Here is a 19,226-nt window from a genome sequence, read left to right on the forward strand (position 1 = left end):
CGCCCCCAAGTCTGGGGGCTTTTTTGTCAGAGAAATCAATGATTGAAGCCTTTCGCTTGTACCGCGTGGGACTGTGTTTCCCTCGATTTCGTCGGAGCCGCTGTGCTTTCTATTGATGTTTTTTGTTTTGTAATGCCCGAAAATGAACAATTCCAGGACTGCCTAAGATCCAACCATGCAAAACGCTCAATCAACATCGTCCTTGCAACATCTGTGACCAGACATTCCTGCGCATTGCAGCATCGGTCGAACTGTGCTCACTCCGCGGTTTAGGGCAAGCGCAGCGTGCAGCGACCAGAAAAGTCTCGCTTCGATGAGACGGCCCAATCCAGCCGTTCAAGAATATCCGACTCTGCACTACAGCATTCCCCGAAGAAGACATTGCCGGACTGCCCCGCACTTTGGGTGTTCTTGGTCGGTCCAGGTTTAATGTTAGAGTATCATCGGCCCTTGTCCCTAAAGCGGACCTGCATCCAAATCCCAATAGGGTGCGTCGTGCCCGATGCGTTCCATGACGAAATCCAAGAACGCACGAACTTTCGCTGGCATGTGCTTTCGTTCAGGGAAGACTGCGTACAGCGCCTGTTCAGGCAGGCGATAGTCGGGCAGCACCCTGACCAGACGGCCACTGGTCAGATGAGCTCCGGCAATAAAGGTTGGCAGGCGACCGATGCCAAGCCCGTCAAGCAGCACGGTGCACAGGGCCTCACTGTTGTTTACGCGCAGAACGCCGGATGTCTGAACGCGCACGTCACCCGCGGGCCCGGCTAAGCGCCATTCCGAAGGGTCGCGCGAATAGGCGTAGTGAAGGCAGGAATGCGCCAGAAGATCCTCGGGTGTTTCTGGCGTTCCGAACTTCGCAAGATAGACCGGCGAGGCGACGATCACGCTGTGGATCGGGGCGAGTTTGCGTGCGATCAGAGCCGAGTTCGGCAACGTTCCGGCGCGTAAGGCCACGTCGATGCCCCCTTCGACGAGATCGACAAATTTGTCATCCATCGTCAGGTCAATTCTAATCCCCGGATATTGCCTTAGGAATGCAGCAATCATAGGCGCAACATGCAGTTGTCCAAAGGACATGGGTGTACTAAGCCTTAGTAATCCAACCGGTTGCCCCTGCAACGCCGCAACCGCGTCTTCGGCGTCCTGCGCTGCGCCAAGCGCCTGCGCCGCGTGGGCCAGATAGATTTCGCCCGCCTCAGTAAGGGAAATGGACCGCGTCGACCGATGAAATAGCTGCGTTCCCAGATGGGCCTCCAGCACACCGATCCGCTTGCTGACCGCCGATTTTGTAAGACCCAGATGCCGGGCGGCGGCTGCGAACCCGCCATGGTCCGCCACAGCAACAAAAACGGGGATGGCGCCAATTTCAGTCATGTTTTGCGATCCTTTGGGCGAATTATTCTCACCTATAAGTTTCAAATTCACACAATTATCATCAAATAGAAAGCCTAATAGTTATCTGCATGTCCTGTTAACGCCGGAGGCTGCCATGCCCAAGATGCTTATCAACGGAGTTCTGCGTGACAGACCGCTCGCCTCGGACGGTCGTTTTCACCGCCTGCAAAGCCCATTCACGAGCCACATCAGCGTGCAACCGGGCGCCCCGTTTCCGAACACGCCCGGCCGGTACCACCTTTACCTGTCCAAAGCCTGCCCCTGGTGTCATGGCGTCGATCTGATTCTAACTTTGAAAGGCTTACGCAATGCGTTCAGCATCACATGGATGGACCCGGTCATGTCGGAAAACGGCTGGGTCATCGACCAGACGCTATTCGACGACCAAAGCGGTGTCGAACGCACCCGCTTCCTCTACGAAGTCTATCAGCACGCCAAGCCGGATTACACGGGTCCGATCAGCGTGCCTGTGCTGCTGGACAAAGTGACGGACCGGATCGTCAGCACCGAGTCGGCCGAGATCATGCGCATGCTTCAGACGGCGTTTCCCGATGCCGCGGGACCCGATCTTCGCCCGTCCCATCTTTGCGATGAAATCGACCGGATTGCCGAACAAATTCAGTCACCGATCCGCGAAGGCGTCTATCGCGCCGGGTTTGCAACCAGCCAGATCGCGTATGGCGAGGCCGTAAGGGCGCTCTTTGCCTGCCTCGACGCGATTGAAGAAACGCTTGGCCAACGCCGGTTCCTAGCCGGAGACGTGCTGACAGAGGTTGACCTGAAGCTGTTTCCGACACTTCTGCGGTTTGACCCGGTCTATGTGACCCACTTCAAGACCGACTACAAACGCATCAGCGACTATGTTGCCCTGTCCCGCTATCTGGCCGACATCATGCGGTTGCCGGGCGTGGCTGACACTGTGGACATGGCCCATATCCGTCAGCACTACTTCCTCAGCCATCGGCACATCAACCCCAGCGGAATTATCCCGATCGGCCCGGCTTCTCTGCGCTTAACCGATGTGCCGGAAGTGGGGGCCGCGTGATGCCTGATATTGTCAGAAGATCCCCTGTATCCGCGCTGATCTTGGCCATCGGTGTCCTGGTGGGGGTCAGTTTCACTTTGTCCAAATTCGTCTCGATGGCAGGAATATCAGCTCTGACCGCTTTGTTCTGGCAGGTTTTGCTGGCCAGCATTGCGCTGTTGGCGTTGTGTTTGCTGTCGCAGAAGCGCGTGGCGCTCAACACGCGGCACATTCCCTATTATGTCGGCGCCGGAGTTTTCGGTGTCAGCGGCCCCGCTGTGATCGGGTTTCTGGTGCTGGAGCATGTGAGCCTTGGGTTCTATTCCGCCCTCGTCACGCTGTCACCGCTGTTTACCTTTGCGATAACGGCACTGATCGCGCGCAGGTTGCTGCCGTTGCACCGCCTGGTTGGTATTCTGATCGGCCTTGCCGGGGTCAGCCTTGCCACCATGGGTGGGTTTGACCTGTCGGGAGTCGAGCCGGCGTGGATTGCCCTGTCGCTTTTGGGGCCCTTGTTTCTGGCCTGCGGCAACGTCTTTCGCAGCTATGCCTACCCGCCCGGCGGCGATCCGTTGGGGCTGGCGACCGGAACGCTTCTGTCACAGCTGTTGCTGATTTCCGCCCTGATACTGGGACGCGGCACCACAATCAGCGACGTCTCGGTGCCCCCTGCCCTGCTTGGCGCAATCTTCGGCATCGGATCCATCACTGCGCTCAGCTATGCGCTGACCTTCGAAGTACAGCGGCGCACGGATGGCGTTGGGTTCGCCCAAGTCGGCTATTTTGCCACGCTTTCCGGCATCGCAATCGGGGCAATTGTCTTTCGGGAACCTCTTGGCCTTGGGCTGCTGGGGTCCCTCGCAATCCTGTTCCTTGGGCTAGCCGTCACCAACGGTCACCTGAAACTCCCGCCGGTCCTGCACCGACGGTCACAGGCCAACCAGACTTAGACCCACCGATAACTTTCAAACAGAAAAGGAAACCAAAACATGCAAATCACTGCCCCCACCACAGCGGCCCACGCGCCCCGGATCGCATCCCTTTACACCGCTGTTGACGCGCTGGACGAAGCCGGCGTTGTCGAGCATGTCACCGAAGACGTGCAGTTCCAGCTTGGCAATTTCGAACAGATTGACGGGCGCACAGCCGTGCAAGCCGCGAACGCAGGGTTCTTTGCCACGATCCAGGGTATGCAACATACCATCACCGGCATCTGGTCCAGCGGCGATACTGCGTTCTGCGACGGCACCGTTCACTATACGCGCAAGGACCAAAGCACGCACGACGTGCGCTTTGCTGCACGGTTCAACTTTCGCGAGGACAGGATCGCGGATTACCGGGTGTATGTGGATATCTCCGGTCTTTGACGCCTTTGGCCAGGGCTGCGCGCGTTGCCTGCCGCTCTGGCCGACACGGGCAGAAACGGCCATAATTGCGATCCAGCTTCGGAAGAGGGTTCGATGACCGATCGCAGCATTCTGGAACAGCTCATGACGATGTCCGACGACGTCTGGGACCGGCACACCAACCCGTGGAGCGGCTGGAGCCGCCTGAGCATCCCGCCCCTGTTCGTTCTGGCCGTCTGGAGCCGGGTTTGGCTGGGCTGGTGGTGCCTTGTTCCGGTCGTTGTTGTTGTATTCTGGACATGGTGGAACCCCCGCGCCTTCCGCAAAACGGGCAATCCGGAAAACTGGATGTCCAAAGGTGTACTTGGGGAACGGATCTGGCTTGCGCGCGCGAAATCGCCGATCCCTGCAAGGCACCGCCGGATGCCTCTTATTCTGGCCGCATTCAGCGCGGTCGGAATCGGCCCCTTGGTCTGGGGGCTTTGGCAGCTTCAATTCTGGCCGACGCTTCTGGGGTTGCTGCTGGTTATGGGTGGGAAGCTGTGGTTTCTGGACCGCATGGTCTGGCTGTTTGAAGACACTCGGGCAGCAAGCACCTGGCAAGTAAAATAGCGGCGCTGTGAAAACGGAAAGCAGGAGCATCAGATGCCCCTGCCATTCCGGGTCTGTCAGGACACGCTTAAGCTTGTGGACCCCCATGCGCCGAGGACCGCTGCGACAGCCCCAAAGACATCAGGGACACACCGGCGAATAACAGATTCAGGCCGGCAAGTACCCCCAGCAGAACAAGGGAAGAGCCATTGACGATACCGGTCAGGATCAGGCCGCCAAGCAAAATGGCCATCGCGCCAGACGCAATCATCAGCGCCATACGCCGCTCCTGACGCGACCGAATGGCAATTACGATCCGTAACACGCCTTCAGCCAGAAAGATCGTGCCAAGCGCAAGGGTCAGTGCCAGAACGCCGCCGAATGGATCAAGCATCAGGACAAGACCCGCAAGCACGTTCAGAATACCGGTGGCCAATAGCCAAAAGAACCCTTTCCACGCCTTTTCCGCAAATGCCTGAATCGCCGCAACAATGCCTCCAACCAGCAGGGCCGCGCCGATAAAGGCTTCGACGGCGAGCGTGGACATCAGCGGGAAGACGATGGCGCACAGCCCGACGCAGAGCATGGCGACGCCGAGCACGATCATCCAGACCGGTCGAGGCTGCCAACCGGCGGCCTCTTCCATCAGGGTGGGTCTCGGTGCGGTATCAGTAACTGTGTCAGTCATTTCGACCTCCGGGATCAGGATTCAGGCGACCGAATTGTCGAGGTGATCGCGATAGGCGGCAACTGCTGCGTGCAGGGCCTCCCAATGGTTCTTTGCCTGATCATGTGCATCCGTGACGGCGTCTTCGCCTTCTTGCTGGATGCGGTCAGCCAGGTCGGTGACCTTGTCTTTTGCCTCCTGCAGATCGGATTGCAGCTTTGTTACCTGCTCCTGGGTCCACTTGTCGGTCGCGTCGCCTGCGTCCTTGACCTTCTGTTCGAACGATTTCAGCTCGTCCTCGACACGGGCATAGTCGTCTTTGGCTTTCTGTACGAATTCGGAAAATGTTGTCATGGTTCTGTCCTTTCATGGGTCATATGTTTTCTGGGCTCGTTTGAGCGCCATGACCCGGACCCTCGCAAATCCCCGGCCCGCATCCGAGTGAGTCACGGTTAAACCGTCGCGCTGTCTTGTGGCGCGGCTCGTCATCGGACAAAGTTGAGCGACGGAGGGAAACATGCTTGCCGAAGTAAGCTCTGCCATCGATCCAAGCGCTATTCAGGAACAGCTGAAGCGCATCCTCGTCAGTCCGCATTTCGCGGAAACCACGCGCCTGAACCGCTTTCTGTCGCACATTGTCAACGAGGCGCTGGCCGGCCAGTCCGAGGCGCTGAAAGGCTACGCAATCGGCATTGACGTGTTCGACAAGCCCGAGGATTTCGACCCAACAATCGACACGATCGTCCGGGTTCAGGCCAATAAAATGCGCAGTCGACTGGATCTCTACTACGCACAGGAAGGGCGCGAAGACCCGGTGAGGATTCACATTCCCAAAGGTTCTTACGCGCCGGTGTTTGAGATCGCATTTGATCCCGAACGCCGGGCGGATACCAGCCCGCCCCCGGCGGCAACAGGCCGGGTTGCGGTGGCCGTGATGCCCTTTGACAACCTGAGCGGAGACCCGTCGCAGGAATATTTGGCCGACGGTTTTACCGAGGAAATCATCTCGGCCATCGCCCGGTTTCGCGAGGTGAGCGTGTTGTCCCGGCACGTCACCTTTCGCTTTCGCGGGCGCGGCCGCGATCCGCGCGCGGTCGGAAGCGAACTGGACGTCCATTATCTGGTTGAAGGCAGCGTGCGCCATTGGGACAACAAGCTGCGCGTGACCGCCCAGTTGATTGATGCGGAAACCGGTCAACAGGTTTCCGCCGACACTTATGACCGCGACCTGAGCGCGGACAGCCTGTTTGAAATTCAGGACGACATCGCCGCCCGGATCGCCACGGAAATCGCGGAACCCCACGGAGTGATCCATCGAACAGGTGCAGTGCAGCGCAGGGCACAGACGCACACGCTGGATGCCTATCAGTGCAGGTTGCTGGCCACCGAATACTGGCGTGAACCCACGGTCAAAAAACACAAGAAGGTCCGCGACCTGCTGGAGCGCGCCGTTGAGATTGATCCCGAATATGCCGGCGCCTGGGGGATGCTCGCGATTGTCTACGGCGACGAACTGCGCGGCGGGTTCAATTTTCGCAAGTCCCCCCCGCCCTTTGATCGCGCGCTGGAGGCCGCACAGCGGTCGGTCGCTCTGGATCCGCTGAACGCAACCGGCCAGCACGCGTTGTTTTTGACCCATTTTCATCGTGGAGAGTTCGAAAGCTTTGAAGAAGCGGCCGCTAAAGCATTGCGGGCCAATCCGAATTATCCAGACATGTTGGCCGATCTAGCGGCCTGCTTTGCGTTGCGCGGCGATCTTGAACAGGCCGCGAGACTGAGCGCCCGCGCGATCGAGCTGAGCCCCAACCCGCCTGGCTGGTACCACGCAAGCACGTTCCTGATCTGTTTCATGAAAGATGATTACAGCGGCGCGCGTTCAGCGGCGCGCAAAGTCGGTGGTGGCATGTGGAATGGTTCTGAAGTGCTTGAGCTTATGTGCATCCCATACACGGAACCGGACGCCGACCTGGATTCAACCCTGTTGGCCCTGAAGACCAACATTCCCGATGTTGACCGTTTTATCCAGACGCTCTACGCGATCTGGCATGTGCCATCTGACATCTCACAGAAAATGACCGAGGCGCTGCGCACAACCGGGGCGTTGGACTGAGGTTCGGCCGTCAGGGATTTAACGGTGACTCACTCTGCCCGTTCAACCGCTGTGCGTAGGTTGGTCCTGACATCACAACCAGACCCGGAAACGACCAATGCTAACTTTGCCACAGCGCCTTGATCTGATGAAACTCGCAACGGACATCGCCAAGACCAAAGCCGGTTGGTCGGAAGAAAAGCCGGCCAAACTGGAAGAAGACATCCTGTCCATTTATGAGAGGCTCAGGCCAAGTGTCGAAAGCGGCAGCGCCTTTGAGAACACCAGCATGTCTGATGTGAAAACCGCCGTTGATGTCGCCTCGACCATTGACGGTTTCCTGGAATAGCCGGTCCTTGTTTTCAAGGTCAAACAATGCCGTTTCGCATCAGGATGTTGCGTGCTCACAATTCTAACAACTATCAAGTGCAATCGCCCCGACCCGAACCTTAAGCATGGTTCTCGCACACTTCGCTAGCGGCACGCTTTCCTGTATTCGCTGCGATTGCGAAAGCTAGCACCAAGATCGGATTTGAGGTTTTTGGCCCACTTGAGGATGCCGTTATAAACAATGGACTGCGAACCTTACGACCGAGCATCAAATCTGGACGACACAGCACAATGCCCCAGTTGCATCGCAAACCAGACCCTTCTCAATAGTGTTCTTAGAATTCTGATGACGAGCAAACACCGAACCTGGGCCCGAGTTGATCTTGCTCAGTGCTTTTTCGAGAAATTGGACGCGAACACCCGGCGCCCACGCAACGTTGTTGTTGGGAGCTGCAGGTTCCGCTGCACATATCGCCAACACGTCCTTATTCAAACTAATCAGTCTTTGTGACGAAGGTACGTTTCTAGCAGGTGAGAGATTCCATCCGAACATTTGATGGTAGAAGTTGTCCGGGAATGCGCCGCCGCGAGATAGGTAGTGTTCGTGCGTAAACTGACGAGCGGGGACAGGATATTCGTGCCGCGAAACCGATACACCGAAGAATGCGCCAAGCGGATCACGTAAGAGGCAGTTCCGACCAACCCCAGGAACTTCAAAGGGCGGTTTCACTACTGATCCTTCAAGCTTGACGGCGAGTTTGGCGGCCTGATCTGCATCTTCGACTTCAATATAAGGAATCCAGCCTTCAAAGGACACCTGATTTTGAGAAACGACCCCGGCCCCTGCCTCTCCATCGAGAGTGGCGAGGACAAAATCTCGATGGCCGCCGCCCCATGCGAAATCTGTGGCGTGTTCGACAATATAGCTCCAACCTGCCACGCTTTCGTAAAATGACCTGGAAGCTTCCACATCAGGCGTGAAAAGATCGTGCCAGACAACTCGGCCAACTTTTTCTTTTGTCACCGCGACTTCATCCAAACTGTTTCCGTTCGCCATAACTCTCGTTTGCGGTCCAAATATTGATGCAGATCAATTTGCGCGGTTCTGGTCCGTGAAGTCACTTAATTCAGTGGCTCCGTTGGCGGTCAGCCATTCTGCAAATTTACCCATAGCATCCGTTGCGGGGCGATCCGAAGGCTAGGCGAAGCAATATTTACCAGCGTTAACGGCTTCACTGAAGGGTTGTATCAGGCGGCCGTGTTCGGTGTAGCGTTCGAACATGGGCACAGATAACAAGGCCGCCCCAGTACCAAAGGTGGCCAACTCGGCAAAGGCCACTGATCTGTCCAGAATTGGTCGCTTTACACGCGGGCAAATCGTTCCAACTGCTTCGAACCAACCTGGCCATCCGGCACCCTGAATTACGACGGTACCGCGTCGGCTGCATATTGAGACAGGAATTCCTCTGAGGGTGGGATCTGAGTGATAACATCAATCAGTACCCCGTTTGGATCGCGATATATCGCATGGCGTTGGCCAAACGGCTCGCTCACAAGTGACTTTGCCACCGGAACTCCTTCCGACCGAAGTCGTTCATCCACTTTGTCGACATCCTCGACTTCAAAATTGAGGATAATGCCCGTAGACGCACCGCGGGAAACCTCCGGGATCGTCTCGTGGTCCGACTGGACGATCGCGAGATTGACCGACGGATCCGCTTCACTTTGTAGATGCACATACCAATCCGCCTCGAACGCTGCGCGGAAGCCAAAGTGACGTTTATAGAACTCTGCCGTCTCAGAAACCGTTTCAGACTGAATGACCGGATAATATTGAGTGACACGCATTTTGATCTCCTTAACTTACATGCATTGTGTATGTATCATCAATTTGCAAATACATGCAAGATGTATGTAAGGTGCATGTAGTGATATTCGGAGCCGTTAAATTTGCCCCCAGAAAAACCCGCCCGACGCAGCCAGGCAGACCGACGCGCCGAAACGCGTGCCAAACTCGTAGAGGCTGCCCGCGAATTGTTTGTGGATTCGGGATTTGCCGATACTGCAACCCCAGACATCGTACGTAAGGCCAGCGTCACCCGCGGCGCGCTGTATCATCATTTCAAGGACAAGGCTGACCTTTTCCGCGCTGTCGCAGAAGAGGAGGCCAAAGCAATCTCACATCATATTGACCAGGAAACGCGCAATGTGGCCGATCCCGAACAGGCCATGGTGGCAGGATCGAATGCTTTTTTTAAAGCAATGTTGGTTCCAGGTCGAGTGCGCCTCCTGATGGAAGAGGCACCAGCTGTATTGGGACACAACGCTGCTGTCGCGTTAACCCGGGCCAATGGAACAGAAGAACTTCGTGAAGGACTTTCGCGGGCTGTTCCTGAACATTCATCAAATCAGGTCGATGCTTTGACAAATCTATTGTCGGCCGCGTTTGATCGCGCTGCCCTTGAGATCGCCTATGGTGGCGATCCTAACGTCTACAAAGAGGTTATGAACCATTTGATTCGTGAAGTGCTCAAGGGCAACTAGCAGACCTCGGAAGCCCCGCAGTATGGGTCCCTACCCTTTCTTCCGTGAGTTACTCGGCCCAATGCGGACCTCCACCACCCGGTCGAGATGCTGCGGCGCGGCCCGTTGAACCGACCATTCGCTGCGACCGCAAAATCTCGAATTCTGCGAAATCACAGGATGCGGACAATGCGGCCGCTCAATGGTCACCGGCGCAACGACCGCTTTCTTTCGAATGCAATCTTGGCGTTCTTTCCAACATAGATTGTCCAGACGGAGACTTTCCAAAAAATTGGGCCATGCCTCAGCGACCCGCTACAGTGGCCTGATAAGCGTCAAGCTCAGTGATCAGCTCAGTACCTATAGGCGCGTCGTTTCTGGCGCAAAATTCAGACCAAACCGCTCCGTAGGGTAGGTCCTTCAGTTCCTCTGTCACAACAAACCGGCTTGTGAAATCCAGCGCGTCCTCCGCTGCTCGCAAGCGATCCCAGGGCTTCAGAAGCGCCTGCAGAAGCGCCTTTTGCATGTTGCGCGTGCCGATCACCCAAGCGGCCGTGCGGCTGATCGTGGCGTCGAAGAAATCAAGCCCGATATGGGTCTTGCCCAACAGGTCGCCGCTGACCAGTTCATGCGCCATCGCCAGGATGTCATCGTTCAGCATGATCACATGGTCGCTGTCCCAACGCATAGGGCGCGACACGTGCAGCAGAAGCTCGTCCAGAGACAGGGCCACGGCGCTCAGTTTGTCGGCGATATTCTCGGTCGGGTGGAAGTGCCCCATGTCGAGGCACAGCAGTGTCTTGTTGCGGATCGCGTAGCCCATGTAGAACTCATGGCTGCCCACCGTGCAGGCCTCGACCCCGATGCCGAAAAGCTTGGATTCGACCGCATCCAGCATATCCGATTTCGCCTCGGCCAACATGGTGTCGAGCGAGGCCTCAAGCCGGGCCCGTGCCGCCATACGGTCGATAGGAAGGTCCTTGAAACCATCCGGAACCCAAATGTTGTTGATGCAAGGTGAACCAAGCGCGGCTCCCATCTGCGCCGCGATGTCCCGAGTGCGTTTCCCATGTTCGATCCAAAAGTCCCTGATGCCCTTGTCGGGGTGCGCCAACGTCAGGTTGTCGTCGGCCTTTTTATGGGCAAAAAAGGTCGGGTTGAAATCCAGCCCGATGCCGATGCCCTTGGCCCAGTCAACCCATGGCTCGAAATGGCGGTACTCAATCTCATCCCGGTCCGGGGTATCGTCTGTGTCCATATACATCGCGTGCAGGTTCAACCGATGTGACCCGGGGATATTTGCATAGGCAAACTCAAGATCCGCCCGCAGTTCTTCGGGGTTGCGGGCCCGGCCCGGATGGTTTCCGGTTGCCTGAATGCCTCCGCCCGAGGTGCCGGTCTGGTTTTCGAACCCGACCACGTCATCGCCTTGCCAACAGTGAATGGAAATCGGGATGTCTTTCAGAGCCTTGATCGCAGCGTCAGTGTCGACACCCCAGTCAGCGAATTGCGCTTTGGCGCTCTCATAACCCATGGACCGTCTCCCTATCGCGTGAAAGCCTGAACGTTACCTGCATCAACGTTCAGAATGTTGCCCGTGGATTTGGCCGACATCTCGGCGGCGAAGAAATAACAGGCCTCGGCGATATCTTCTGGCAGGACTGAGCGTTTCAGCATGGATCGGTTGCGGTACATCTCTTCCAGCCCCTCCTTGTCCGTGCCATAGGTCGCAGCCCGCTGATCCAGCCAATCGCCTTCCCAGATCTTGGAGCCCCGCAACACCGCATCCGGGTTCACAACGTTGACCCTGATCCCGGCCTCAGAACCTTCCAGCGCAAGGCAACGGGCCAAGTGGATTTCCGAGGCCTTCGCCGTGCAGTAAGCCGAGGCATTGGGCGAGGCAGCAAGCCCGTTTTTCGAGGCCACGAAAACGATAGATCCTCCCATGTCCTGCACCCGCATGATCTTGAAAGTTTCCCGGCTGACGAGGAAATAACCCGTGGACAAGATGTCCATGTTCTTGTTCCAAAGGTCGAGGGACGTTTCCTCAACCGGGGCAGAGGATGCGATCCCGGCGTTCGAGACAAGGATGTCGATGCCACCAAATTCGACGGATGTTTCAGCCAACGCGTGGGCCACGGCATTTTCATCCGTGACGTCCATCAGAACTGTGCACACGACGTCCTTACCGAACTGCTGGGTCAGGACCCCTTCCGTCGCGGTGAGGCTTTCGGGATTGATGTCGGCCAGCATGACACAGGCGCCCTCGGACAGATAACGTTCTGCCGTTGCCGCCCCTATGCCACCGGCGCCGCCGGTGACCAGCGCGACGCGACCACCCAGCGATTTTGGTTTCGGCATGCGCTGCAACTTGGCTTCTTCCAACAGCCAGTATTCAATGTCAAAAGCTTCCTGCTCTGGCAGACCGCAGTATTCGCTGACGGCACTTGCCCCGCGCATAACATTGATCGCGTTGACGTAGAATTCGCCGGAAATACGGGCCGTGCCCTTGTCCTTGGCAAAGGTGATCATGCCGACCCCGGGGATCAGGTAGACAACCGCGTTGGGGTCCCTAAGCGCAGGCGAGTTATCGTGTTTGCAACGGTTGTAGTAGGCCGTGTAGTCCTCACGATAGGCCGCGACTTGCGCGGGCAGGCCTTCAAGCACTGCGTCGATGTTGTTCTGGGCCGGATCGAAGCCGACGACCAAAGGGCGGATCTTAGTGCGCAGGAAATGGTCGGGGCAGGACGTACCAAGGGCCGCCAGCGCCTCCATGTCCTTAGAATTCACGAACTCAAGCACCGAGTCGCTGTCGTTGAAATGCCCGACCATGTGCTGGTTGCCACTGACAAAGCCACGGATCGCGGGCATCAGCCGGGCGGCAATGGCCCGCCTACCTTCCCGGGCGAGGCTCTGGTGGACCGCTCCGCCAAAGGCCGGAACATCGGCGGTCTTTTCGGCCAACCACTTGGTCGCGACGTTGATCACGTCGATGGTGCAGTTATAGCAGTCTTTCGCCGTGTCAGCCCATGTGAACAATCCGTGACTTTCAAGGACAACGCCATCGGCATCCGGGTTTTCCAGGCAGAACTTTTCAAGCCACAGGCCCAGTTCATACCCTGGCCGTTTCCACGGCAGCCAACCGATCCGGTGACCGAAAATTTCCTGGGTCAGCTCCTTCGAATTCTTCGACGCTGCGATCGCAATAATCGCGTCGGCGTGGACGTGATCGACATGTTTGCGCGGCACATAGGCGTGCAAGGGCGTGTCAATTGAAGCCGCGCGCGGGTTCAGTTTGAAGGTGCAGTGGGGCAGATAGCCAACCATTTCATCTTCAAACTCGACCCCGCGATAAAGCCCCTTCAGCGCGTTCAGCTTGTCCATGTATAGCGTGGAGAAGCCGTCAAGTTTCATGGACCCGATGTCACCGCCGGAACCCTTGACCCAGAGCACCTCGACCTCTTTGCCGGACAGTGGGTCGGTTTCCATGACCTTCGCAGAGGTATTGCCACCGCCATAGTTTGTGACGCGCTTATCCGATCCCAGCGTGTTGGAGCGATAGAGAAGCAGTTCCGATTCGGACATACCACCTGCCACAGCGTCATCCCAGCGGTTCTCAAGAAGCTGATTTTCGATGGATTTCAACGTTCTGCCCTCCTCACGATGCAGCAATCGGTACTGCACCATCGCATTTAGGCTTAGTAGTGTGCATCGTTATGTCAATCAAAAACAATCACAAACAGTCATTCTGCAATGCAGAATGATTGAAAGTGATCGAAAATGATTGACAGCTGCGGCGAATCTGCGCAGCGTGGAGTGAATGGGAGGTGGCTTTGCACGAAAAAGAACGCCATAGGATCATCATTTCTGCGGTGCAGGATCGCCCCGTCGTGACGGTTGGGGACCTGTGCACCTTGACCGGCGTGTCCGAAGCCACCATCCGGCGCGACATTTCAACACTTCACATGAAACAGAAGGTACGCCGTGTCAGAGGCGGCGCTGAGGCGATAACGCCACCGCAGTTCGCCGGGCTGGCGGGCCGTCCGTTCGTCGTCAACGAAACCATGAATATCGCAGCGAAGCAGGCGATTGCGCGCGCGGCGGTTGAGATGTGTAGTGAAGGTGACAGCATCATCATCAACGGGGGCACAACGACCTTTCAGATGGTGCATCCGCTGGCCAACCGCAGGATGCAGGTCTTTACCAATTCGTTCCCGATTGCCGAGCACCTGCTGAAGCATTCGAAGAACACGATCATGTTGTCAGGCGGCGCGATCTACCGGGAACAGAACATAATCCTGTCGCCCTTTGACAACGATGTGACCCGCAACTTTTATGCAAAGCGCATGTTCATGGGGGCGCAGGGGCTGGGCCCCATCGGCCTGATGGAGGCCGATCCGCTTTTGATCCAGGCAGAACAGAAACTGATCGGACAGGCGGATGAGCTTATCGTTCTGGTCGACAGTTCGAAATTCGCGCAGCGCTCCAGCCTGGTGCTTTGCCAGTTGGACCGGATCACGACCGTGATCACCGACGAAGGAATTCCTGACAAGGCGGCGGCCATGCTTGAGGCTGCCGATGTGAATCTGATCGTTGCCCAGTCGGGCAGCGTTCAAGAAAACGAGGTGGCCTCTTGACCGCCTCCGAAACCCGAGACCCAAACATGACTTTCTGGGAGGAACTATCATGAAGCGTCGTACTTTCACATCACTTGTCGCAGGGATGAGCCTTGCTGCCGGTATGTTTGGCACCACGGCGATGGCGCAGGACAACATGCGCATCGCTCTGGTCGTAAAAGCGCTTGGGATCGGCTTCTTTGAAGCGGCCGCCGAAGGCGCTGAAGAGGCTGCCGGAGAGCTTGGCAATGTCGAGATCATCTACACCGGCCCGACCGACACCACTGCGGAAGGTCAGATCGAGGTCATCAACTCCCTGATCGCGCAGGGTGTCGACGCCATCGCGATTTCGGCAAACGACCCCGATGCACTTGTGCCAGCGCTTAAACGCGCGATGGACCGCGGTATCACCGTGATTTCCTGGGACTCGGGTGTGGCTGAAGGCGGGCGCCAGATGCACCTGAACCCATCCTCGACACCACTGATCGGCAATACGATCATCAAGCTTGCCGCGGATCACATGCCGGATGGTGGTGAAGTCGCGATCCTGTCGGCGTCGGCCACGGCAACCAACCAGAACGCCTGGATCGAGGCCGCGAAAGAGGTTCTTCCGAACTATGACGGCGTAGATCTGGTGGCCACGGTCTATGGCGACGACCTCAGCGACAAATCCTACCGAGAAGCACAGGGCCTCATGGCATCCTACCCTAACCTGAAAGCGATCATCGCGCCAACGACCGTTGGCATCCTGGCGTCCTGCCAGGCGGTGACCGACGCGGGCAAGATCGGTGAGATCAACGTGACCGGTCTGGGCCTCCCGTCCGAGATGGCAGGCTGTGTTGATAGCGGTGCAACCAAGAGCTTCGCGATCTGGAACCCGATTGACCTTGGCTACTCGGCCACCATGCTGGCGCACGCAATCGCCAACGGTGCTGAAACCGGTGCCGGTGCCGAAATCCCGATGGGCCGCATGGGCTCGGTGACGCTGGATGACACCGGCTCGGCAGCCATGGCTGATCCGTTCACCTACGACAGCTCGAACATCGAACAGTTCAAGTCGATCTTCTAATCTGAACGACGTGTCAGGGCGTGGGCGATGACCCGCGCCCCGACACCCTACTCTTCCCACATCCAGAAACACTGTCCATGCAGTTGGAATTGAGAGCAGACGTGTCGAACGCCGCCCCTACACCGCTTCTGAGCCTGTCCGGCGTGACCAAGACATTTCCCGGCGTGCGGGCCCTGTCAGATGTTTCGCTGAACCTCTACCCGGGCAAGGTCACGGCATTGGTGGGCGAAAACGGTGCTGGCAAGTCCACCGTGGTGAAGGTTCTGACGGGCATTTATCAACCCGACGAGGGTGACATCCGGATCGATGGCGAGGCTCTCAGTTTCCCGACACCGCAATCCGCCGAAACCGCTGGCGTGACCGCCATCCATCAGGAAACCGTCTTATTCGACGAACTGACGGTGGCGGAAAACATCTTTCTCGGCCATGCGCCAAAGGGGCGATTTGGCCTGATCGACAAACCCGCCATGGCGACCCGCGCGCGAGACATTCTGGATGAAATCGGGGCCAAGATTGATCCGGGCGCTACGCTCAAGGACCTTGGAACCGCGAACAAGCACCTGGTTGCCATTTCCCGGGCGCTGTCCATCGACGCGCGCGTTGTGATCATGGACGAACCGACCGCAGCCCTCAGCCAGAAGGAAATCGAAGAGCTTTACGAACTCGTCGAAAGCCTGAAGGCGCAAGGTAAGGCGATCCTCTTCATCAGCCACAAGTTTGACGAGATCTTCCGCATCGCCGATTTCTACACCGTCTATCGCGACGGCCAGATGGTCGGCGAAGGGGCGATTGTAGATGTCAGCGAGTCGGAACTGGTCAAGCTTATGGTGGGCCGCGACGTCAGCCAGATTTTCCCCGAACGCGACCACAACGTCGGCCACGATATCCTCGAAGTCGCGGGGTACGACCACCCGACCGAATTCGCGGACATCGGTTTCACGCTCAGGCGCGGCGAAATCCTCGGGTTCTACGGGCTGGTCGGCGCAGGTCGGTCCGAATTCATGCAGGCCCTTTTCGGGATCACCCGTCCCTCGGGCGGAACCGTGAAGATCGATGGGGCACCGATTTCTATTGCATCGCCCGCCGACGCGGTCGCAAGTGGCATCGTCTATGTCCCGGAGGACCGGGGCAAACAAGGCACAATCGGCGCGCTGCCGATTTTTCAGAACGTGACGCTGCCGTCACTCGCTCGCACCTCGCGCAAGGGTTTCATCAAGCTGGCCGAGGAATTCAAGCTGGCACGTGAGTATACCGAACGTCTCGACCTGCGCGCCGCTTCCCTGGACACCGATGTCGGCAACCTGTCGGGCGGCAACCAGCAAAAGGTCGTGATCGCCAAATGGCTCGCCACCCAGCCCAAAGTCATCATCCTGGACGAACCCACCAAGGGCATCGACATCGGGTCCAAGGCCGCCGTGCATGAATTCATGGCTGAGCTTGCCGCGCAAGGGCTCGCCGTCATCATGGTCAGTTCCGAAATCCCCGAGATCGTGGGCATGTCGGATCGTGTGATCGTCATGCGCGAGGGGCGCATCGTGGCGGAACTGGCCCGCGACCAGATCACGCCCGAAACGCTTGTCAGCCACGCCGCAGGGATCAGGGAGGCCGCGCAATGAAACGTATCCTCGCCTCTCGCGAACTTTTGCTGCTGGTCGCCATCGCATTTGTGCTTAGCATCATCTCAAGTCGCTTCCCGGCGTTCATCACGCTGTCGAACCTGGCTGCCGTCTTCAACGACACCTCGCCGCTGATCCTGCTGGCCATCGGCCAGATGATCGTGATCTTGACGAAGTGCATCGACCTCTCGGTCGCCGCCAACCTCGCGCTGACCGGCATGGTCGTGTCCCTGATCAATATCTCGGTGCCAGGTCTGCCGATTATCGTAACGCTGGTCGTGGCCACCGGGTTCGGGGCGAGCCTTGGAATGTTCAACGGCATCCTGGTGTGGAAACTGGGCATCCCACCTATCGTGGTGACGCTTGGCACCATGACCATCTTCCGGGGAACCATCTTCCTTCTGACCGAGGGCAAATGGGTCAACAGCCACGAGATGAGCGACACTTTCAAGGCATTCCCGCGCACCGAGCTTCTTGGCCTTCCGCTGCTAAGCTGGATTGCCATCGCGGCGGTGATCCTGTTCACCATCGTCATGACCCGCACCACCCTGGGCCGCGCCTTCTACGCTGCCGGGGGCAACCCCCATGCGGCGACCTATGCCGGGATCAACGTGGGCAGGACCCAGTTCTGGGCCTTCACGATCTCCGGCGCGATGGCCGGTCTGACCGGCTACCTCTGGGTCTCTCGTTTCGCGGTTGCTTATGTCGATGTTGCCGGGGGGTTTGAATTGACCGTCGTGGCGGCCTGCGTCATCGGCGGCGTGTCGATCATGGGTGGCATTGGCTCGGTCCCCGGCGCGCTGCTGGGTGCGCTGTTCCTCGGCATCATTGCCAATGCCCTGCCTGTCGTGAACATCTCTCCCTTCTGGCAAATGGCCATCTCGGGTGGCGCGATCATCATCGCGGTTGTTCTGAACGCCCAGGCCAACCGGACGAAGGGCCGCATCATCCTTAAACGCGCGGAGCACGCGACATGACCACGACGACACGCTCGATCCCCGATCGCCTGCGCTCGCCGCTGGAGCGGAACCTTAAAAGCTGGGAAAGCCTGCTGATGCTGGTCGCAATCGGCATCTTCATCGCCAACAGCTTCGCCTCACCTTATTTCCTGAACGCCTGGAACCTCTCCGACGCGACCTTCAACTTCACCGAAAAGGCGATGATCGCCTTTGCCATGGCCCTGCTTATCATCTCTGGCGAAATCGACCTCAGCGTCGCCGCGATCATCGCACTGGCCTCGACAGCCATGGGCGCCGCCGTGCAGGCGGGTGTCGGGACAGAGGGGCTGGTCCTGATTGGTCTGGCCGTCGGTCTGGCGTGTGGGGCGGTCAACGGTTTCCTCGTCACCGGCCTTGGCCTGCCATCCATCGTCGTCACCATCGGCACGATGAGCCTTTTTCGCGGGATCAGTTTCATCGTGTTGGGCGATCAGGTCTACAAGGGCTATCCAGCCGATTTCGCCTTCTTCGGGCAGGGCTATGTCTGGTGGGTGATTTCCTTCGAATTCGTCCTTTTCGCCATCATTGCGGTGATCTACGCGGTCATCCTGCACATGACCAATTTCGGCCGCGCGGTCTATGCCATTGGAAACAATGCCACCGGGGCGCTGTTTTCGGGCATTCGGGTGGGCCGGGTGAAGTTCACCCTGTTCCTGCTGACGGGACTGATGTCCGGGGTCGCCGCCGTCTGCCTGACATCCCGCCTCGGCTCGACCCGACCCTCCATTGCCTTCGGGTGGGAACTTGAGATCGTGACCATGGTCGTCCTTGGCGGGGTCAACATCCTCGGCGGCTCCGGCTCCATCCCTGGCGTAGTGATCGCGGCCTTTGTCATAGGACTTGTGACTTTCGGACTTGGCTTGCTGAACGTGCCCGGTATCGTGATGTCGATTGTTATCGGGGCGTTGCTGATCTCGGTCATCGCGCTGCCCCGGCTCTGGTCGATGTGGAGGGGCTAA

At 57.9% G+C, this 19,226-nt stretch carries 19 protein-coding genes; 12 read left to right on the top strand and 7 right to left on the bottom strand.

What is annotated here, in order from left to right; all coding sequences use genetic code 11:
• Positions 1–456: 456 nt before the first annotated feature.
• On the bottom strand, positions 457–1,377 hold the full coding sequence (locus AC2TEM_RS08020) for a LysR family transcriptional regulator (protein ID WP_480856101.1): 921 nt from the start codon (positions 1,375–1,377) through the stop codon (positions 457–459).
• 115 nt (positions 1,378–1,492) lie between these two features.
• Between AC2TEM_RS08020 and AC2TEM_RS08025 the strand changes: the two genes are divergently transcribed.
• From AC2TEM_RS08025 to AC2TEM_RS08040, 4 genes are all read left to right on the top strand, one after another.
• Positions 1,493–2,443 carry a glutathione S-transferase family protein gene (locus AC2TEM_RS08025; protein WP_480856102.1) on the top strand — a complete coding sequence of 317 codons (951 nt, stop codon included), beginning with the start codon at positions 1,493–1,495 and terminating at the stop codon, positions 2,441–2,443.
• On the top strand, positions 2,443–3,372 hold the full coding sequence (locus AC2TEM_RS08030) for a DMT family transporter (protein WP_480856104.1): 930 nt from the start codon (positions 2,443–2,445) through the stop codon (positions 3,370–3,372). The genes AC2TEM_RS08025 and AC2TEM_RS08030 overlap by 1 nt, the downstream gene beginning before the upstream one ends.
• A gap of 39 nt (positions 3,373–3,411) precedes the next feature.
• A complete protein-coding gene (locus AC2TEM_RS08035; protein WP_170511100.1) occupies positions 3,412–3,789 on the top strand; it encodes a nuclear transport factor 2 family protein in 378 nt (125 codons plus the stop codon).
• A gap of 93 nt (positions 3,790–3,882) precedes the next feature.
• Positions 3,883–4,380, top strand: a complete 498-nt coding sequence (locus tag AC2TEM_RS08040) for a DUF6653 family protein (protein ID WP_480856106.1) — start codon at positions 3,883–3,885, stop codon at positions 4,378–4,380.
• 67 nt (positions 4,381–4,447) lie between these two features.
• On the opposite strand, the gene AC2TEM_RS08045 is transcribed toward AC2TEM_RS08040, so the two are convergent.
• Both AC2TEM_RS08045 and AC2TEM_RS08050 read right to left on the bottom strand, forming a co-directional pair.
• Positions 4,448–5,047 carry an HdeD family acid-resistance protein gene (locus AC2TEM_RS08045; RefSeq protein WP_480856107.1) on the bottom strand — a complete coding sequence of 200 codons (600 nt, stop codon included), beginning with the start codon at positions 5,045–5,047 and terminating at the stop codon, positions 4,448–4,450.
• Positions 5,048–5,068: 21 nt separating this feature from the next.
• A complete protein-coding gene (locus AC2TEM_RS08050) occupies positions 5,069–5,380 on the bottom strand; it encodes a hypothetical protein (protein WP_170671023.1) in 312 nt (103 codons plus the stop codon).
• A gap of 163 nt (positions 5,381–5,543) precedes the next feature.
• Here AC2TEM_RS08050 and AC2TEM_RS08055 point away from each other — a divergent pair, with 163 nt between their 5' ends.
• Positions 5,544–7,136: a tetratricopeptide repeat protein gene (locus AC2TEM_RS08055; protein ID WP_480856108.1), complete on the top strand. Its 1,593-nt coding sequence runs from the start codon at positions 5,544–5,546 to the stop codon at positions 7,134–7,136.
• A gap of 127 nt (positions 7,137–7,263) precedes the next feature.
• The gene (locus AC2TEM_RS08060; protein WP_170451076.1) at positions 7,264–7,464 is read left to right on the top strand and encodes a hypothetical protein; all 201 of its coding nucleotides are present in this window, start codon (positions 7,264–7,266) and stop codon (positions 7,462–7,464) included.
• 249 nt (positions 7,465–7,713) lie between these two features.
• Here AC2TEM_RS08060 and AC2TEM_RS08065 read toward each other — a convergent pair whose 3' ends face one another.
• Both AC2TEM_RS08065 and AC2TEM_RS08070 read right to left on the bottom strand, forming a co-directional pair.
• A complete protein-coding gene (locus AC2TEM_RS08065; protein WP_480856110.1) occupies positions 7,714–8,502 on the bottom strand; it encodes a VOC family protein in 789 nt (262 codons plus the stop codon).
• Positions 8,503–8,867: 365 nt separating this feature from the next.
• A complete protein-coding gene (locus tag AC2TEM_RS08070; protein WP_170687540.1) occupies positions 8,868–9,293 on the bottom strand; it encodes a VOC family protein in 426 nt (141 codons plus the stop codon).
• A 102-nt stretch (positions 9,294–9,395) separates the two neighbouring features.
• Here AC2TEM_RS08070 and AC2TEM_RS08075 point away from each other — a divergent pair, with 102 nt between their 5' ends.
• The gene (locus AC2TEM_RS08075) at positions 9,396–9,989 is read left to right on the top strand and encodes a TetR/AcrR family transcriptional regulator (protein ID WP_480856112.1); all 594 of its coding nucleotides are present in this window, start codon (positions 9,396–9,398) and stop codon (positions 9,987–9,989) included.
• A gap of 283 nt (positions 9,990–10,272) precedes the next feature.
• Here the strand turns inward: AC2TEM_RS08075 and AC2TEM_RS08080 are convergent, their stop codons facing one another.
• Positions 10,273–11,502: an L-rhamnose isomerase gene (locus AC2TEM_RS08080; RefSeq protein WP_170687711.1), complete on the bottom strand. Its 1,230-nt coding sequence runs from the start codon at positions 11,500–11,502 to the stop codon at positions 10,273–10,275.
• An 11-nt stretch (positions 11,503–11,513) separates the two neighbouring features.
• Positions 11,514–13,655, bottom strand: a complete 2,142-nt coding sequence (locus tag AC2TEM_RS08085; protein ID WP_480856113.1) for a bifunctional rhamnulose-1-phosphate aldolase/short-chain dehydrogenase — start codon at positions 13,653–13,655, stop codon at positions 11,514–11,516.
• Positions 13,656–13,801: 146 nt separating this feature from the next.
• Between AC2TEM_RS08085 and AC2TEM_RS08090 the strand changes: the two genes are divergently transcribed.
• From AC2TEM_RS08090 to AC2TEM_RS08110, 5 genes are all read left to right on the top strand, one after another.
• Positions 13,802–14,605 carry a DeoR/GlpR family DNA-binding transcription regulator gene (locus tag AC2TEM_RS08090; protein ID WP_170758944.1) on the top strand — a complete coding sequence of 268 codons (804 nt, stop codon included), beginning with the start codon at positions 13,802–13,804 and terminating at the stop codon, positions 14,603–14,605.
• Positions 14,606–14,654: 49 nt separating this feature from the next.
• A complete protein-coding gene (rhaS, locus tag AC2TEM_RS08095) occupies positions 14,655–15,653 on the top strand; it encodes a rhamnose ABC transporter substrate-binding protein (protein WP_058272419.1) in 999 nt (332 codons plus the stop codon).
• A 77-nt stretch (positions 15,654–15,730) separates the two neighbouring features.
• The gene (locus AC2TEM_RS08100) at positions 15,731–17,269 is read left to right on the top strand and encodes a sugar ABC transporter ATP-binding protein (RefSeq protein WP_480856114.1); all 1,539 of its coding nucleotides are present in this window, start codon (positions 15,731–15,733) and stop codon (positions 17,267–17,269) included.
• Positions 17,266–18,246, top strand: a complete 981-nt coding sequence (locus AC2TEM_RS08105; protein ID WP_480856116.1) for an ABC transporter permease — start codon at positions 17,266–17,268, stop codon at positions 18,244–18,246. Before AC2TEM_RS08100 ends, AC2TEM_RS08105 begins: the two co-directional genes overlap by 4 nt.
• Positions 18,243–19,226, top strand: coding sequence for an ABC transporter permease (locus tag AC2TEM_RS08110; protein ID WP_480856117.1), 984 nt, complete (start codon positions 18,243–18,245; stop codon positions 19,224–19,226). Before AC2TEM_RS08105 ends, AC2TEM_RS08110 begins: the two co-directional genes overlap by 4 nt.

It is taken from the genome of Ruegeria sp. HKCCD3925, assembly GCF_057221175.1.

Excerpts from the sequence above, each read along its gene's own strand:
- AC2TEM_RS08020 (WP_480856101.1), bottom strand. The coding sequence starts at position 1,377 with ATGACTGAAATTGGCGCCATCCCCGTTTTTGTTGCTGTGGCGGACCAT.
- AC2TEM_RS08025 (WP_480856102.1), top strand. The coding sequence starts at position 1,493 with ATGCCCAAGATGCTTATCAACGGAGTTCTGCGTGACAGACCGCTCGCC.
- AC2TEM_RS08030 (WP_480856104.1), top strand. The coding sequence starts at position 2,443 with ATGCCTGATATTGTCAGAAGATCCCCTGTATCCGCGCTGATCTTGGCC.
- AC2TEM_RS08035 (WP_170511100.1), top strand. The coding sequence starts at position 3,412 with ATGCAAATCACTGCCCCCACCACAGCGGCCCACGCGCCCCGGATCGCA.
- AC2TEM_RS08040 (WP_480856106.1), top strand. The coding sequence starts at position 3,883 with ATGACCGATCGCAGCATTCTGGAACAGCTCATGACGATGTCCGACGAC.
- AC2TEM_RS08045 (WP_480856107.1), bottom strand. The coding sequence starts at position 5,047 with ATGACTGACACAGTTACTGATACCGCACCGAGACCCACCCTGATGGAA.
- AC2TEM_RS08050 (WP_170671023.1), bottom strand. The coding sequence starts at position 5,380 with ATGACAACATTTTCCGAATTCGTACAGAAAGCCAAAGACGACTATGCC.
- AC2TEM_RS08055 (WP_480856108.1), top strand. The coding sequence starts at position 5,544 with ATGCTTGCCGAAGTAAGCTCTGCCATCGATCCAAGCGCTATTCAGGAA.
- AC2TEM_RS08060 (WP_170451076.1), top strand. The coding sequence starts at position 7,264 with ATGAAACTCGCAACGGACATCGCCAAGACCAAAGCCGGTTGGTCGGAA.
- AC2TEM_RS08065 (WP_480856110.1), bottom strand. The coding sequence starts at position 8,502 with ATGGCGAACGGAAACAGTTTGGATGAAGTCGCGGTGACAAAAGAAAAA.
- AC2TEM_RS08070 (WP_170687540.1), bottom strand. The coding sequence starts at position 9,293 with ATGCGTGTCACTCAATATTATCCGGTCATTCAGTCTGAAACGGTTTCT.
- AC2TEM_RS08080 (WP_170687711.1), bottom strand. The coding sequence starts at position 11,502 with ATGGGTTATGAGAGCGCCAAAGCGCAATTCGCTGACTGGGGTGTCGAC.
- AC2TEM_RS08085 (WP_480856113.1), bottom strand. The coding sequence starts at position 13,655 with ATGGTGCAGTACCGATTGCTGCATCGTGAGGAGGGCAGAACGTTGAAA.
- rhaS (WP_058272419.1), top strand. The coding sequence starts at position 14,655 with ATGAAGCGTCGTACTTTCACATCACTTGTCGCAGGGATGAGCCTTGCT.
- AC2TEM_RS08100 (WP_480856114.1), top strand. The coding sequence starts at position 15,731 with ATGCAGTTGGAATTGAGAGCAGACGTGTCGAACGCCGCCCCTACACCG.
- AC2TEM_RS08105 (WP_480856116.1), top strand. The coding sequence starts at position 17,266 with ATGAAACGTATCCTCGCCTCTCGCGAACTTTTGCTGCTGGTCGCCATC.
- AC2TEM_RS08110 (WP_480856117.1), top strand. The coding sequence starts at position 18,243 with ATGACCACGACGACACGCTCGATCCCCGATCGCCTGCGCTCGCCGCTG.